Source organism: Caldimonas tepidiphila (assembly GCF_003569765.1).
In the GTDB taxonomy this organism is placed as follows: domain Bacteria; phylum Pseudomonadota; class Gammaproteobacteria; order Burkholderiales; family Burkholderiaceae_C; genus Caldimonas; species Caldimonas tepidiphila.
Map to the genome: position 1 here is coordinate 80013 of NZ_KZ983957.1, position 13143 is coordinate 93155.

13 protein-coding genes are annotated in these 13143 nt (G+C 72.2%); all 13 read right to left on the reverse strand.

Going from position 1 to position 13143, the window contains the following annotated elements; translation table 11 throughout:
* Positions 1 to 66 precede the first annotated feature (66 nt).
* Positions 67 to 975, reverse strand: coding sequence for a carbohydrate kinase family protein (locus tag D3A59_RS00350; protein WP_119152945.1), 909 nt, complete (start codon positions 973 to 975; stop codon positions 67 to 69).
* Between the two features lie 18 nt (positions 976 to 993).
* Complete coding sequence (locus D3A59_RS00355; protein WP_119152946.1) at positions 994 to 2406, reverse strand: zinc-ribbon and DUF3426 domain-containing protein; 1413 nt, start codon at positions 2404 to 2406, stop codon at positions 994 to 996.
* 87 nt (positions 2407 to 2493) lie between these two features.
* Positions 2494 to 3399, reverse strand: a complete 906-nt coding sequence (gene prmA / locus D3A59_RS00360; protein ID WP_119152947.1) for a 50S ribosomal protein L11 methyltransferase — start codon at positions 3397 to 3399, stop codon at positions 2494 to 2496.
* Positions 3399 to 4748: an acetyl-CoA carboxylase biotin carboxylase subunit gene (gene accC, locus D3A59_RS00365; protein WP_119152948.1), complete on the reverse strand. Its 1350-nt coding sequence runs from the start codon at positions 4746 to 4748 to the stop codon at positions 3399 to 3401. The genes prmA and accC overlap by 1 nt, the downstream gene beginning before the upstream one ends.
* Before the next feature lie 97 nt (positions 4749 to 4845).
* Entirely contained in the window at positions 4846 to 5313 is a 468-nt protein-coding gene (gene accB, locus D3A59_RS00370; RefSeq protein ID WP_119152949.1) for an acetyl-CoA carboxylase biotin carboxyl carrier protein, read from the reverse strand.
* Positions 5314 to 5757: 444 nt separating this feature from the next.
* Entirely contained in the window at positions 5758 to 6276 is a 519-nt protein-coding gene (locus tag D3A59_RS00375) for a TlpA disulfide reductase family protein (RefSeq protein ID WP_119152950.1), read from the reverse strand.
* A complete protein-coding gene (locus tag D3A59_RS00380; protein ID WP_119152951.1) occupies positions 6273 to 6863 on the reverse strand; it encodes a hypothetical protein in 591 nt (196 codons plus the stop codon). The genes D3A59_RS00375 and D3A59_RS00380 overlap by 4 nt, the downstream gene beginning before the upstream one ends.
* 93 nt (positions 6864 to 6956) lie before the next feature.
* Positions 6957 to 7694 (reverse strand): monofunctional biosynthetic peptidoglycan transglycosylase, encoded by a 738-nt coding sequence (gene mtgA / locus D3A59_RS00385; protein WP_119152952.1) that lies wholly within the window; start codon positions 7692 to 7694, stop codon positions 6957 to 6959.
* A gap of 15 nt (positions 7695 to 7709) precedes the next feature.
* Positions 7710 to 8531: a shikimate dehydrogenase gene (gene aroE, locus D3A59_RS00390; RefSeq protein WP_119152998.1), complete on the reverse strand. Its 822-nt coding sequence runs from the start codon at positions 8529 to 8531 to the stop codon at positions 7710 to 7712.
* A 16-nt stretch (positions 8532 to 8547) separates the two neighbouring features.
* Entirely contained in the window at positions 8548 to 9414 is an 867-nt protein-coding gene (locus D3A59_RS00395; protein ID WP_119152953.1) for an energy transducer TonB, read from the reverse strand.
* Positions 9415 to 9436: 22 nt separating this feature from the next.
* Positions 9437 to 11494, reverse strand: a complete 2058-nt coding sequence (locus D3A59_RS00400) for a ribonuclease catalytic domain-containing protein (protein WP_119152954.1) — start codon at positions 11492 to 11494, stop codon at positions 9437 to 9439.
* Positions 11495 to 11612: 118 nt separating this feature from the next.
* Positions 11613 to 12353 carry a 3-oxoacyl-ACP reductase FabG gene (gene fabG, locus D3A59_RS00405; protein WP_119152955.1) on the reverse strand — a complete coding sequence of 247 codons (741 nt, stop codon included), beginning with the start codon at positions 12351 to 12353 and terminating at the stop codon, positions 11613 to 11615.
* Positions 12354 to 12364: 11 nt separating this feature from the next.
* On the reverse strand, positions 12365 to 12964 hold the full coding sequence (locus D3A59_RS00410; protein WP_119152999.1) for a YqiA/YcfP family alpha/beta fold hydrolase: 600 nt from the start codon (positions 12962 to 12964) through the stop codon (positions 12365 to 12367).
* Positions 12965 to 13143 lie beyond the last annotated feature (179 nt).

Here is a 13143-nt window from a genome sequence, read left to right on the forward strand (position 1 = left end):
CGTCATGAACCCGGCTGCGGCCGGGTTTTTCGTTCCGGCCGCGCGCGGCAGCGGCCGGCGAGGGCCTCAGCCGAGGCCCAGCGCGGCGCGGTCGATGCGATGGTTCTGCGGGCCGGCGCAGGCGATCTTGAGCGCGCCGACCTTGTTGCCGAGCTCGGCGCAGCGCGCGAGCTCCCAGCCGCGCTCGAGGCCGTAGAGCAGCGCGCCGCGAAAGGCGTCGCCGCAGCCGGTCGGGTCCACGACGGCCGCGGCCTCGACGCCGGGCACGTGCGTGCGCCCGCCCTGCACCCAGACCTCGCAGCCCTGCGCGCCGAGCGTCACGACGATGCCCCTCAGGTGCGAGCGCGACAGCTCCTCGAGGCTCGAGCCGGTGCGTTCGCACAGCAGCCGCGCCTCGTAATCGTTGACCGCGACCCAGCTCGCCTGCTCGATGAAGCGGCGCAGCTCGGCGCCGTCGAACATCGGCAGGCCCTGGCCCGGGTCGAACACGAAGGGGATGCCGAGCGCGGCCATCTGTGCGGCGTGCTGCAGCATCGCGTCACGGCCGTCGGGCGCGACGATGCCGAGCGCGAGGCCGGGCTTCGCGACCACCGCCGTCTCGTGCGCGCACTGCATGGCGCCGGGATGGAAGGCGGTGATCTGGTTGTTGTCCCGGTCCGTCGTGATGATCGCCTGCGCGGTGTAGCTGTCGGCGACCGTGCGCACGAACTCGGTGGACACGCCCCAGTCCTGCAGCCGCGCGAGGTAGTCGGCGCCGTCGCTGCCGAGCGCCGCCATCACGAGCGGCTCGCCGCCGAGCTGATGCAGCGTGTAGGCGATGTTGCCGGCGCAGCCGCCGAACTCGCGGCGCAGCGTCGGCACCAGGAAGGACACGTTCAGGATGTGGATCTGCTCGGGCAGGATCTGGTCGGCGAAGCGGCCGGGGAAGGTCGTGATGGTGTCGAAGGCGAGCGAGCCGCAGATCAGCGCAGACATGGCCGTTTCTTTCGTGGTTCAGGGGTAGAAGGTCTCGACCGTGTAGCCGGCCAGGCGCCGCCCGGGCGTGTCGATCTCGATGGAGAGCGCGATTTGCGCGCGCGGCGCGATGCGGGTCTCGTCGCTGCCGAAGTCCGCGGGGCGCAGCACGCGGCGGGCCACGACCTGCCCCGAGGTGTCGGTCAGCGTCAGCTCGAAGGCCGGCAGCGCGAGCGTCGCGTCGCTGCGGTTGCGCAGCAGCAGGCTCAGGCGGTAGCCCGAGCCGCCCGGCGCGGCGTCGGCCAGCGCGCTGTGGTCGAGCACCACGTCGTCGATGCGCCGCAGCGGCCCGAGCTCGCAGCCGCTCAGGCGGCACCAGCCCTCGAGCCAGGGCCGCATCGCGGGGACCTCGGCGGCCAGCACCTCGCGCTGCTGCACGAGGACCTGCAGCGCCAGCAGCAGGAGCAGCACGCCGGCGAGCGCCGCCATCGCGGCGCGCACCGCCGGCCGCTTCAGGCGCTCCTCGCGCCGGGCCTGTTTCAGGAAGCCCGGCTGGGCCGCCTCCTCGCTCTCGAGCGAGGCCGGCAGGCTCGGCCGTGCCTCGGACACGGGCTCTGCTGCCGCCGCCGCAGCCTCTGCCGGGGCCGCGGCAGCGGTGGCGACGGCCAGCTGCGCCGCAGTCGGGGAGTCGTCGCTGGCGGCGCCTGCGGGCTCGAAGTCGCTCTCGCCCAGCGTGCTGCTGAAGCGCGCATCGCTGAATTCCGGGCCGGCGGAGGCCGGCTCGCCGGGAGCCGGCCAGGCCGCGTCGGCGTCCTGGTCCTCGAAGAAGCGCGAATCGAGCACGTCGGCGCTGGTGGCCGCGTCGTCGTCGTCCGACGGGGCCGCCAGCAGGCGGGCCGGGCGCAGCAGGCTGGCATCGTCGCGCCGCGGCGTCTCGACCGAGGAGGGCGCCGCTGCGGCACCTGGCGGTCGCGGTGCCGCGAGCGGCGGGTCCTTGGGCAGAACGGATGCGGACGGGGAGGCGGCCGGCGGCGGCACGCCGAGCCCAGTCGCCGCCTGCGAGGCGCGGGGCGCGAGCGGCGCCACGGGGCCGATCTCGTCGAAGGGGACCGTGTCCGCGTCCTCGTCGTGTGGCGTGGCGGCCGGCGCAGGGGGCGGTTCCGAAGGCGGTGCGGGGGGCTCGGGCGGCGCCGCAACGGCTGCCCGGGCTTGCTGCGCGCTGCCCGCCGCTGCCGCGGCGGGCGGGGGCGGTGCGGCCTCACCCGTGCCGGCATCGGCTCCGCCGCCCGGCGCCGAGGGCGTGTCCTGGGGATCGAACTCGAACAGGCTGTCGAGCGCGCAGAACACCTCGCCGCATCGTCCGCAGCGCACCCAGCCCTCCGAGACCTTCAACTGGTCTCGCACCACGCGGAAGGTGGTGCCGCACGAAGGACAGGAGGTGGCGAAGCTCATGGGGGCGACAGTATGCAGGAGACATGCCGTAACGACACGCACTCCTGCGGGCTGGGACGGAGCCCGCGCCGCCGGGCGGCGCGGGGTTCAGGTCGCGGCGGGGAAGCGCGCGGTCATCAGGATCCAGCCCTCCTGCTCGTCGCTCACCTCGAGCGCGCACCAGGGGGCGTAGGCGGCCTTCAGCTCCTCGGCCTGGCGTGCGAGGATGCCGGCGAGCACCAGGTGGCCGCCGGGCGCGACGTGGCCGGCGAGCAGCGGCGCGAGCAGCTTCAGCGGCGTGGCGAGGATGTTGGCGAGCACGAGCCCGTACCGTCCGCCCGCCAGCTCGGGCAGGCCGGCGCGCAGCTCGACGCCGTTCTCCCGCGCGTTGTTGCGAGTCGCCTCCACCGCGGCCGGATCGATGTCCACCGCGTCGATCTCGCGCGCGCCGTGCAGGCCGGCGCCGATCGCGAGGATCCCCGAGCCGCAGCCGTAGTCGAGCACGCGGCCCCAGTCGGCCGCGAACCGCGGCGCCTGCTGCGCGGTCCAGCGCAGGCACATGCGCGTGGTCGGGTGCGTGCCGGTGCCGAAGGCCAGGCCCGGGTCGAGCCGGATCACCCGCTGCGCCGCGTCGGGCGGCTTGTGCCAGCTCGGCACGATCCAGAACTCGGGCGTGATCTCCACCGGCGCGAACTGCGACTGGGTCAGGCGCACCCAGTCCTGCTCGTCGACCTGCTGGATCGCGACGAGGTGGATGTCCTCGGACCAGTCCTGGGCCATCAGCATCGTGGCGGCCTCGGTCGCCTGCGCCTCGTTCTCGAACAGCGCCTTGAGCGTCGAGCGCTGCCAGCCGGGGCGCGGCGCGGGCAGGCCCGGCTCGCCGAACAGGGCCTGCTCGGCGTCGGTGTCGGCGTCGGCGTCCTCGACCGAGACCGACAGCGCGTCGAGCTCCATCAGCGCGTCGGAGACGGTCTCGACCTGATCCTCCGCCGCCATCAACACCAGTTCGTGCATCAACGCTTGTGCTGGGCGAGCCAGCCCTCCAGGTAGTGGATGCTGGTGCCGCCCTCGATGAACTTGGCGTCCACCATCAGCTCGCGGTGCAGCGGGATGTTGGTGTGGATGCCCTCGACCAGCGTCTCCGACAGGGCAATTCCCATGCGCGCCAGCGCCTGCTCGCGGGTGTCGCCGTGCACGATGATCTTGCCGATCATCGAGTCGTAGTTCGGCGGCACGAAGTAGTTGGTGTAGATGTGGCTGTCCACGCGCACGCCGGGGCCGCCCGGCGCGTGCCACATCGTGATGCGGCCCGGGCTCGGGACGAACTTGTAGGGGTCCTCGGCGTTGATGCGGCACTCGATCGCGTGGCCGCGCATCACCACCTGGCGCTGCGAGAAGGGCAGCTTCTCGCCGGCGGCGACGCGGATCTGCATCTGCACGATGTCGATGCCCGTGACGAGCTCCGTCACCGGGTGCTCGACCTGCACACGGGTGTTCATCTCGATGAAGTAGAACTCGCCGTTCTCGTACAGGAACTCGAAGGTGCCGGCGCCCCGGTAGCCGATGCGCTTGCAGGCGGCGGCGCAGCGCTCGCCGATCTTCTCGATGATGCGGCGCGGGATGCCGGGCGCGGGTGCTTCCTCGATGATCTTCTGGTGGCGGCGCTGCATCGAGCAGTCGCGCTCGCCCAGGTACACGGCGTTGCGGTGCTGGTCGGCGAGCACCTGGATCTCGACATGGCGCGGGTTCTCGAGGAACTTCTCCATGTACACCGCCGGGTTGCCGAAGGCCGCGCCCGCTTCCGCGCGCGTCGTCTGCACCGCGTTGATCAGCGCGGCCTCGGTGTGCACCACGCGCATGCCGCGCCCGCCGCCGCCGCCGGCGGCCTTGATGATGACGGGGTAGCCGACCTGGCGCGCGATGCGCACGATCTCCTTCGGGTCCTCGGGCAGCGCCCCTTCGGAGCCCGGCACGCAGGGCACGCCCGCCTTGATCATCGCCTGCTTGGCGGAGACCTTGTCGCCCATGATCCGGATCGACTCGGGCGTCGGGCCGATGAAGGTGAAGCCCGACTGCTCCACGCGCTCGGCGAAGTCGGCGTTCTCGGACAGGAAGCCGTAGCCCGGATGGATGGCCTCGGCGTCGGTGACTTCCGCCGCCGAGATGATGGCGGGCATGTGCAGGTAGCTCTGCGCGGACGGCGCCGGGCCGATGCAGACCGCCTCGTCGGCGAGCTTGACGTATTTCGCGTCGCGGTCGGCCTCGGAATAGACGACGACCGACTTGACGCCGAGTTCGCGGCAGGCGCGCTGGATCCGCAGGGCGATCTCCCCGCGGTTCGCAATCAGGATCTTCTTGAACATGGGTCTCGGCTCAATCGCCCGGCCGGCACGAAGCAGCCGGCCGGGCGCCAGGAGAGGGGGGGGGCGGGAGTCGGGGCCCGACGCGGGCCCCGGCGACTTACTCGATGATGAACAGCGGCTGGCCGTACTCGACCGCCTGGCCGTTCTCGCACAGGATGCGCGTGACGGTGCCCGACTTGTCGGCCTCGATCTCGTTCATGATCTTCATCGCCTCGATGATGCAGATCGCTTCGCCTTCCTTGATCGTCGAGCCGACCTCGACGAAGGGCTTGGCGCCGGGGCTGGAGGAGCGGTAGAAGGTGCCGACCATCGGCGACTTGACCTGGTGGCCGCTCGGGGCCGGGGCGGGCGCGGCGGGCGCCGGTGCGGCGACGGGCGCGGCCGCCGGAGCCGCCGGCGCGGGCGCCGCGGCGCTCACCACCGGCGCGGGCGCCGCGACGGCCGGGCTTGCCGAGCCGTCGGACTTGACGATGCGCACCTTGCCGTCAGCCTCGGTGATCTCCAGTTCCGAGATGTTGGACTCGGACACCAGGTCGATCAGGGTCTTCAGCTTGCGTAGGTCCATGGCGTTCTCCAGCTTGGGGTCTTGTTCGGGGCGGTCGCGTGCAGTTCGCCGCGCGATGCACGGCTTCGCGGGAAGGGGGAGGTCAGAGCAGCGGCGGCGGCAGGCCCATCACGACATGCAGGGGCGGCCGGCACAGCAGGCTCCGACGCGGCGGGGCCGGCGGGGGAGGGGACGCTTTCATCGACCTTCCTGGATGCGTGGGACACTGCGGCGGGGATGCGCCGCTACTTCCGGCATGATGGGGTCAACTGGGTCGAACTGCGAGGAACCGGTCCTGTTTTCACCGCAAGCGGGCGTCTGGGGCATCCTGGATGCGCCTGTGCCCGAAGCAGGAAAGCGGACAGGCGGACGCGCCCGACGGGGCCCCGATCTGTGCCGAAGGCCGAACTTTACGCGCAAATCGAGACAAAAACCAGAAATTGTTTCCAGGGCGGCTGAGACGGCTCAATCCCTCGCCTCGGCCCAGCGGCTCAGCTCCTCGAAGCTCGTCTGGCCGAGCCGGCGTTCGCGCACGCGCCCGTCGGGGCCGAGCAGCACGGTGAAGGGCAGCGCTCCCGCACTGTTGCCGAGGCCGCGGGACAGCTCGGTGCCGCCGAGGCCGGCGAGGGCCACCGGGAAGCTGACCCGGGTCTGCTGCAGGAAACCGCGCACCGCCTCGGCACGGTCGATGGCGAGGCCGAGCACCTGCCAGCCCTGCTCGCGACGGGACTGGTAGAAGCGCTCGATCTCGGGCAGCTCCTTGACGCAGGGCGGGCACCAGGTGGCCCAGAAATTGATCACGAGCGGGCGCCCGCGCAGCGTCTCCATCGCCAGCGGGTCGCCTTGCGGCGTCTCGAAGCGCTGCGCCCAGAAGTCCGCCGGAACCGCGCCGGCCGAGGGGCGGCGCTGCCACCATGCGAAGCCGGCGCCGGCCGCACCCGCCGCGGCGGCGACGCCGGCCGCCAGCCAGGCCCGGCGCTTCATGCCGACTCCATCAGCGCGCGCAGCGCCCGCGCGTCGCCGCGCTCGGTGCGGCCCTGCGCATCGCGGCGCAGCGCGCCGCGCAGGTCGTCGCGGTCGTAGACGGTCAGGTGCAGCAGCACGGTCTCGCCGAGCTCGGGGCAGGGGCAGGACAGGCTCAGCACGTCGACCGTCTGGCCGCGAAAGCCGGTGGTGCTGCCGACCTCGTAGGGGATGTTGCGGTTGATCAGCGTCAGCTCGGCCGACTTCGGGTCGTCGCAGAACAGGTTGATCCAGATGTCGTTGCGCCGCGTCGCGGTGCCGCTCCAGACGGCGCCGCTCAGGTGGGGCTGGAACTCGGCCAGCCGCTCCATCCAGCGCAGCGCCAGCGCGCGCAGTGCCGCCAGCTCCGCGGGCTGCGTGTCGGCGCAGAAGATGTCGAGATAGGCGCGCACTTCCTGCTCGAGCAGCGCGTTGTCCGGCAACTCGGCCGGCATCACGCTGTGGCGCGCGACCATCTTGGCGGCGCGGCGCTTGGCAGGACCCCATTCCATGCCGTCCTCGACGATCAGTCGGGCGGCGGCGGCGGCGATTTCGGCGGTCAGGGACATGGCGCCGATTCTAGGAGGGCCACCGCCGGCGTGCGGGAGCCGCCGTCCAACCCGGGGACGGCAATGCGGGCAACCGGGCCGCCCCCGCTCCGCTCAGGGCAGCTCGACGGCGCCCATGCGCGAGACGACCACCTGCGCGCGGCCGCTGACGTAGGCGGAGTTGGGGCGACGCTCGAAGCGCTTGGGCGCCGGCAGCATCACGGCCAGGCGCGCCGCCTGGTAGGGCGAGAGCTGCGTCGCGCCGATGCGGAAGTAGTGCCGGGCGGCGGCCTCGGCGCCGAACACGCCCTCGCCCCACTCGACGTGATTGAGGTAGATCTCGAGGATGCGCTCCTTGGACAGCAGCGCCTCCAGCATCAGCGTGATCAGGAACTCCTGTCCCTTGCGCAGCAGGTTGCGCTCGCCGGAGAGGAAGAGGTTCTTCGCGAGCTGCTGCGTGATCGTGGAGCCGCCGACCACCTTCGGGGGCCTCGCGTTGCCGGAGGTGCGCCGCGCCTGCACGCGCTGCTCGGCGCGCTGGTTGCGCTCCCAGGCCTTCTCGATCGCCTCCCACTCGACGCCGCTGTGCTCGGCGAAGCCGGCGTCCTCGGCGGCGATCACCGCACGCTTGAGGTGCGGCGAGATCTGCGCGTAGGGCACCCACTGCTGGCGCCACGGCAGCTCGCCCTTCTCCCGCAGGATGCGCACCGCCTCCGAGCGCTGGAAGGCGGTGGACTGCGGGTCGATCCAGGCCATCGACGCGACGCGCAAGAGGAAATAGAGCTGCAGCGCGACGACGCCCAGCACGCACAGGCCGAGCACGCGCAGCAGCATGGAGGCCAGCCCCATCATGCCGGCGCCGTCCGCTCAGGCGCCGCGCAGCGCCGCGAGCACCGGCGCGGTGTCCGGGCGCACGCCGCGCCACAGCGCGAAGGACTCGGCCGCCTGCTCGACCAGCATGCCCAGGCCGTCGCGACCCTGCGCGCCGTGCTCGGCGGCCCACTGCAGAAAGCCGACCGCGGCCGGGCCGTACATCAGGTCCACCGCGAGCGCGCCGCGCGCCAGCACCCGCCCGGACACCGGCACGCCCGCACCCTGCAGGCTTGCGGCGGTGCCGTTGACGACGAGGTCGAAGCCCTCGCCGCAGCCGTCGAGCGTCGCCGCGTCGAGCGCGACGCCGCAGCGCTGCGCCAGCGCCGCGTGGCGCTGCACCAGCGCCTGCGCGCGCTCGGCGCTGCGGTTGCTCACGACCACCCGGCGCAGCCCCGCCTCGATCAGCGGCCCGAGCGCGCCGGCCGCCGCACCGCCGGCGCCGATCAGCAGCAGCGAGCGGCCCGCGAGGTCGAAGCCGGCGTTGTGGCGCAGGTCGCGCACGAGGCCCGCCCCGTCGGTGTTGTCCGCGAGCCAGCCGTCGGCATCGAAGCGCAGCGTGTTGGCGGCCTGCGCCAGCGTCGCGCGCGGCGTGGCGCGGGCCGCGGCCGCGAAGGCCTCGAACTTGAACGGCACCGTGACGTTGCAGCCTTTCGCGCCCCCGGCGGCGAACTCGCGCAGCGTCGGCGCGAAGGCGTCGAGCGGCACCAGCAGCCGCGTGTACTCGAGGGCCTGTCCGGTCTGCTCCGCGAAGCGGGCGTGGATACAGGGGGACTTGCTGTGTTCGACCGGGTTGCCGGCCACCGCGTAGCGATCCATGCGCGTCACTCGGGGTTCACTGGGGGTTGAGTAGGCGGGTTTCCATGCCGTCCTCGCGCGTGAAGCGGAAGCGCGAGACGACGACGATCTGGTCGGCGTTCGCCCGCATCGGGGGCGTGAAGTTGCCGAAGGGGGCGGCGGCGCGCACGATCGCCTCGGCGCGGCGGTCGAGCTGCGGCGACGCGGAGGGCTGCACGACCTCGGTCGCGACCAGCCGGCCCCGCGCGTCGATCGTCAGCACCATCGTCAGCTCGCCGTAGAGCTTCTGGCCCTGGTGCTCGGGGAAGCTCTGCGTGCCGCGGGTCTCGATGCGGCGGCGCAGCTGCTCGTAGTAGACCGCGTAGACCTCCTCGCGCGTGTTCGGCGCCACCCACTTGCGCCGCGGGCGCGCGTTCTCCTCGTTGATGCGCTTCTCGATCTCGGCCAGCAGCTTCATCAGCTGGCGCCGCCGCTCCTCCTCGGCCTGCTGCTGAGGGCTGCGCTCGCCCTGGGGCGTCGGCGGCGGCAGCGCGGCGAGCTCGCGCTTGATCTGCGCGAGCAGCTGGCTCTGCTGCTCCTGCATCGCCTGGATCTGGCGGCGCGCCTCCTCGGTGTCGTCGCCGAGGTCGGTGAAGGCCGAGGGCGGCAGCGGCGAGGTGGCGCGACCGCGCTCGGCCTGCCCGCCGCCGGCGAGGTTGAGCTGCGCGATCGCCTGGGCCTGCTCGGGCCTTTCCTTGGAGCGCGCGTTGACCAGCACCACCTCGAGCGGCGTGTCCTGGAACACGCGGTCGAAGCGCTCCGGGTCGACGAAGCGCACGCTCAGCAGCACGGCGTGCAGCCCGAGCGAGACGAGCAGCGCCCAGTGCATCGCGTCGAGCTTCTGGGGCAGGAACTTGCGCAGCATGGCAGCGGTGGAGCAGAAAGGGTCAGGGCGCGGGCGGGGCGGCAGGCGCCTCGGCGGGCTCCGCGTCGTCGAGCTCGATCGCCAGCGACAGCGGGCCGGCGCTCGCCTCCTCCAGCTCCTCGACCTCCTCGTCGGCGAGCGCCAGCGGCTCGGCCGCCGCGCTCTCGTCGAGGCGCTCGATCACGGTGGCGTGCACGTCGAGCGTCAGCTCGTCGATGCCGCCCAGGCGCACCTTCACGCGGGCGTTGCGCGCCAGCGGCTCGGCGCCGGCGGCGCGGAACACCAGCGGCAGGCTCTCGGCGCGCACCAGCCCGTCCTTCATCACGCTCGCGTTGAGCTCGGTGATGCCGTTCTGGTGCAGGTAGCGCAGCGTCCAGTAGCGCTCCATGCCGTGCTGGAAGTCGCCGTAGGCGCCGTAGGCCGCGTCGAAGCCCGAGATCACCGAGAACAGCGCGGCGTCCTTCGGCTTGAAGGGCGCGGCCAGCGCCGCGGTGCGGCCGTGGCGCGCGCAGGCGATGATCTGCCACTGGTTGACGAGGTCGACGTAGCGGCGCAGCGGCGAGGTGGCCCAGGTGTACTGCTTGACGCCCATGCCGGCGTGCGGCGCCGGCTTGGTGCTCATGCGCACCTTGATGCCCGGCGCGAGGCTGGCCTGGCTGCGGTAGATGCCCGGCACGCCGAGCTCGGCGAGCCAGCCGCCCCAGCTGCTGTTGGCGAGGATCATCGCCTCGGCGACGATCAGGTCCAGCGGCTCGCCGCGCCGGCGCGTGCTGATCTGCACCGTCTCGGCGCCGCTCGGCTCGGACGCGTTGTCCGGGCCGTTGCCGATCAGGCGGAAGTTGTAGTCGGGCCGGTTGAAGTTCTCGGGCTTGCCGCGCGCGATCTCGCGCTGGGCCTTGAGCGCCTGCGCGAGCCGGAAGCAGAAGGCGAGCTCGGTCGCGAACGGGTAGTCGGCCGGCGCCTCGCCGGCGAGGCTCGCCGCGGTGACGATGCCGTCGAGCCGGTCGTGGCGCAGGTTCGCGGCGATCGGCACGCGCTCGAGCTTCGTCTCGCTGGCGCGGACCTCGAGCGTCGCCTCGTCGATCGTGAAGTAGATCGACACCGCCGGGCAGTCGCGGCCTTCCTGCAGCGTGTAGCTCTGCACCACATCGTCGGGCAGCATCGTGAGCTTGTAGCCCGGCATGTAGACGGTGGACCAGCGGTTGCGCGCCACCTGGTCGAGCGGCGAGTCGGGCGTGATCGCGAGGCCGGGCGCGGCGATGTGCACGCCGAAGGTCACGGTGCCGCTGCCGAGCCCCTGCACGGAGAGCGCGTCGTCGATCTCGGTGGTCTGCGAGTCGTCGATGCTGAAGGCCTGCGCCGCGGACAGCGGCAGCTCGTCGGTGATCTGCGGCGCGGCCAGCGGCGGGAAGCCCGTGCCCTTGGGGAAGTGCTCGAACAGGAAGCGGCGCCAGTGGAACTGGTAGGGGCTGTCGATCGCCTTCGCGCGCGTCAGCAGCTCCAGCGGCGCGAGGTGCGCGCGCCGGGCGGCCTCGACCACCGCCTTGTATTCCAGGGCGTTCTTGTCGGGCTTGAACAGGATGCGGTAGAGCTGCTCGCGCACCGGCAGCGGGCAGGTGCCGGCCGCGAGCTCGTCGGCCCAGGCATCGACCTGCGCCTGCTGCTGCTTCTTGCGCTCGATCGCCAGCAGCGCCGCCTTGACGATCTCCTCGGGCGCCTTCCTGAAGCGGCCCTTGCCGGCGCGGCGGAAGTAGTGCGGCGCGTCGAACAGGCGCAGCAGCGCCGCGGCCTGCTGCACGCTGCCGGCGCTGGCGTTGAAATAGTCGCGCGCGAAGTCGGCGAAGCCGAACTCGTCCTCCGGGGCGAATTCCCAGGCGAGGTCGAGATCGATCTCTGCGGCGAGCGACTGCGCCTGCGCGAGCAGCTCGGCCGGCGCGGGCTTGTCGAACTTCAGCAGCACATTGGCGGACTTGACCTTGACGCGCTTGCCGGATTCCAGCTCGATCTGCGCCGAGGTGTCGGCTTCGGACATCACGCGGCCGGCGAGGAACTTCCCGGCGTCTTCGAAGAGGGCAAACATGGGGCGCGATTGTCGCCGATCCCCGCGCCGGGCCGGATGGCCCTTTGACACGGAGATGACGAGCAGCAGTGCCCCCGCGCGCTCGCGGGTCCCCGCGCCGCCGCCGCGCGGCCCGCGTTCAGACCGTCATGCCGCCCGCGACCTCGATCACCGCACCGTTGACGTAGGAGGCCTCGTCGGAGGCGAGGAAGGCGTAGACGCTGGCGATCTCCTCGGGCAGGCCGAGGCGGCGCAGCGGCACCTTCTCGCGCATCTGCTCGATCACCTTGTCGGGAATGGTGGAAAGGATCGGTGTCTCGATGAAGCCGGGGGCGACCGCATTGACGCGCACCCCCTTGGGGCCGAGCTCGCGGCTCCAGGTCTTCGTGAAGCCGATCACGCCGAACTTGCTCGCGGCGTAGTTGGTCTGGCCGAAGTTGCCGTAGATGCCGACCACCGAGCTCGCGTTGAGGATCACGCCCGAGCCCTGCGCGCACATCGTGTCGGCCACCGCCTGCGCGCAGTGGAACACCGCGCGCAGGTTCACGTCGATCACGGCGTCGAACTGCTCCTCGGTCATCTTCTGCAGCCGCGCGTCGCGCGTGATGCCGGCGTTGTTGACCAGCACGTCGATGCGGCCGTACTGCTCGCGCACCGCGGCGACCATCGCGTCGACCTGCGCGCGCTGCGTCACGTCGAGCGCGAAGCCGAGCGCCTCGGCGCCGAGCTCGCGGCACTGCGCGACCGCCGCGTCCACCGCGTCCTGCTTCAGGTCGCAGACGACGACGATCGCGCCTTCGCGGGCGAACTTCAGCACGGTGGCCAGCCCGATGCCCTGGGCGGCGCCGGTGACGATGGAGACCTTGTTCTTCAGGCGCATGCGGAAATCCTTCAGCGGTGAGGGAGTTGCAGGAAGCCGAACATCTCGTCGAGGTGCGCGTCGAAGTCGCTGAGCGCGTGGTCGCCGCCCTCGAGCAGCCTGATGCGCGCGCCCTGGCAGCGCGCGTGCATCTCGCGCCAGTCCAGCACCTCGTCGCCCTTCGCGATCACCGCGAAGTAGCGCTCGGGCCGGGTCAGCGCGCCGGGGTCGAGCGCGCGCAGCTCGTCGACGTACTCCGGCCGGAAATAGAAACGCTCGTCGGAATGCCAGGCGGTCTGCTCGCCGATGTGGCGCGCGAGGTCGCGCGCCGGGTGCACCGCGGGGTTGAGCAGCGCGGCGCGCCAGCCGAGCCGCTCGGCCACCACGCAGGCGTAGAAGCCGCCGAGCGAGCTGCCGATCACGGCGCTGCGCTCGCCGGGCCACTGCGCCACCGCCTCGAACACCTCGGCCATCGCCCGGGCGGGCGAGGGCGGCAGCTGCGGGCAGTGCCAGGCGAGCGCGTGGCCGGCCTGCTGCAGCGCCTGCACGCGCGCGGCCACCTTCTGCGCCTTCATCGAGCGGGGGGAGGAGCGGAAACCGTGCAGGTAGAGCAGGTGGGTGGTGGTCGTCATGTCGCGGCGCAGCATCGGGATCGGGGGCAGTCTAGCCGGCGCGCCCCTCCTGTCGATCCCGTGCCGGAAGCAAACATTGGTCACGGTGCGGGAAGGCACGCATATGCGGGGTTGGCGCTCGCTTCCTATACTGCGCGCGCTTTTTCAGGAAGCGTGCCCGCCCCCCAGAACCGAGGATT

What these genes read in the sequence shown, in the direction of transcription:
- D3A59_RS00350 (WP_119152945.1), bottom strand. Translation starts at nt 975, where the DNA reads ATGTCTGCGCTGATCTGCGGCTCGCTCGCCTTCGACACCATCACGACC.
- D3A59_RS00355 (WP_119152946.1), bottom strand. Translation starts at nt 2,406, where the DNA reads ATGAGCTTCGCCACCTCCTGTCCTTCGTGCGGCACCACCTTCCGCGTG.
- prmA (WP_119152947.1), bottom strand. Translation starts at nt 3,399, where the DNA reads ATGCACGAACTGGTGTTGATGGCGGCGGAGGATCAGGTCGAGACCGTC.
- accC (WP_119152948.1), bottom strand. Translation starts at nt 4,748, where the DNA reads ATGTTCAAGAAGATCCTGATTGCGAACCGCGGGGAGATCGCCCTGCGG.
- accB (WP_119152949.1), bottom strand. Translation starts at nt 5,313, where the DNA reads ATGGACCTACGCAAGCTGAAGACCCTGATCGACCTGGTGTCCGAGTCC.
- D3A59_RS00375 (WP_119152950.1), bottom strand. Translation starts at nt 6,276, where the DNA reads ATGAAGCGCCGGGCCTGGCTGGCGGCCGGCGTCGCCGCCGCGGCGGGT.
- D3A59_RS00380 (WP_119152951.1), bottom strand. Translation starts at nt 6,863, where the DNA reads ATGTCCCTGACCGCCGAAATCGCCGCCGCCGCCGCCCGACTGATCGTC.
- mtgA (WP_119152952.1), bottom strand. Translation starts at nt 7,694, where the DNA reads ATGATGGGGCTGGCCTCCATGCTGCTGCGCGTGCTCGGCCTGTGCGTG.
- aroE (WP_119152998.1), bottom strand. Translation starts at nt 8,531, where the DNA reads ATGGATCGCTACGCGGTGGCCGGCAACCCGGTCGAACACAGCAAGTCC.
- D3A59_RS00395 (WP_119152953.1), bottom strand. Translation starts at nt 9,414, where the DNA reads ATGCTGCGCAAGTTCCTGCCCCAGAAGCTCGACGCGATGCACTGGGCG.
- D3A59_RS00400 (WP_119152954.1), bottom strand. Translation starts at nt 11,494, where the DNA reads ATGTTTGCCCTCTTCGAAGACGCCGGGAAGTTCCTCGCCGGCCGCGTG.
- fabG (WP_119152955.1), bottom strand. Translation starts at nt 12,353, where the DNA reads ATGCGCCTGAAGAACAAGGTCTCCATCGTCACCGGCGCCGCCCAGGGC.
- D3A59_RS00410 (WP_119152999.1), bottom strand. Translation starts at nt 12,964, where the DNA reads ATGACGACCACCACCCACCTGCTCTACCTGCACGGTTTCCGCTCCTCC.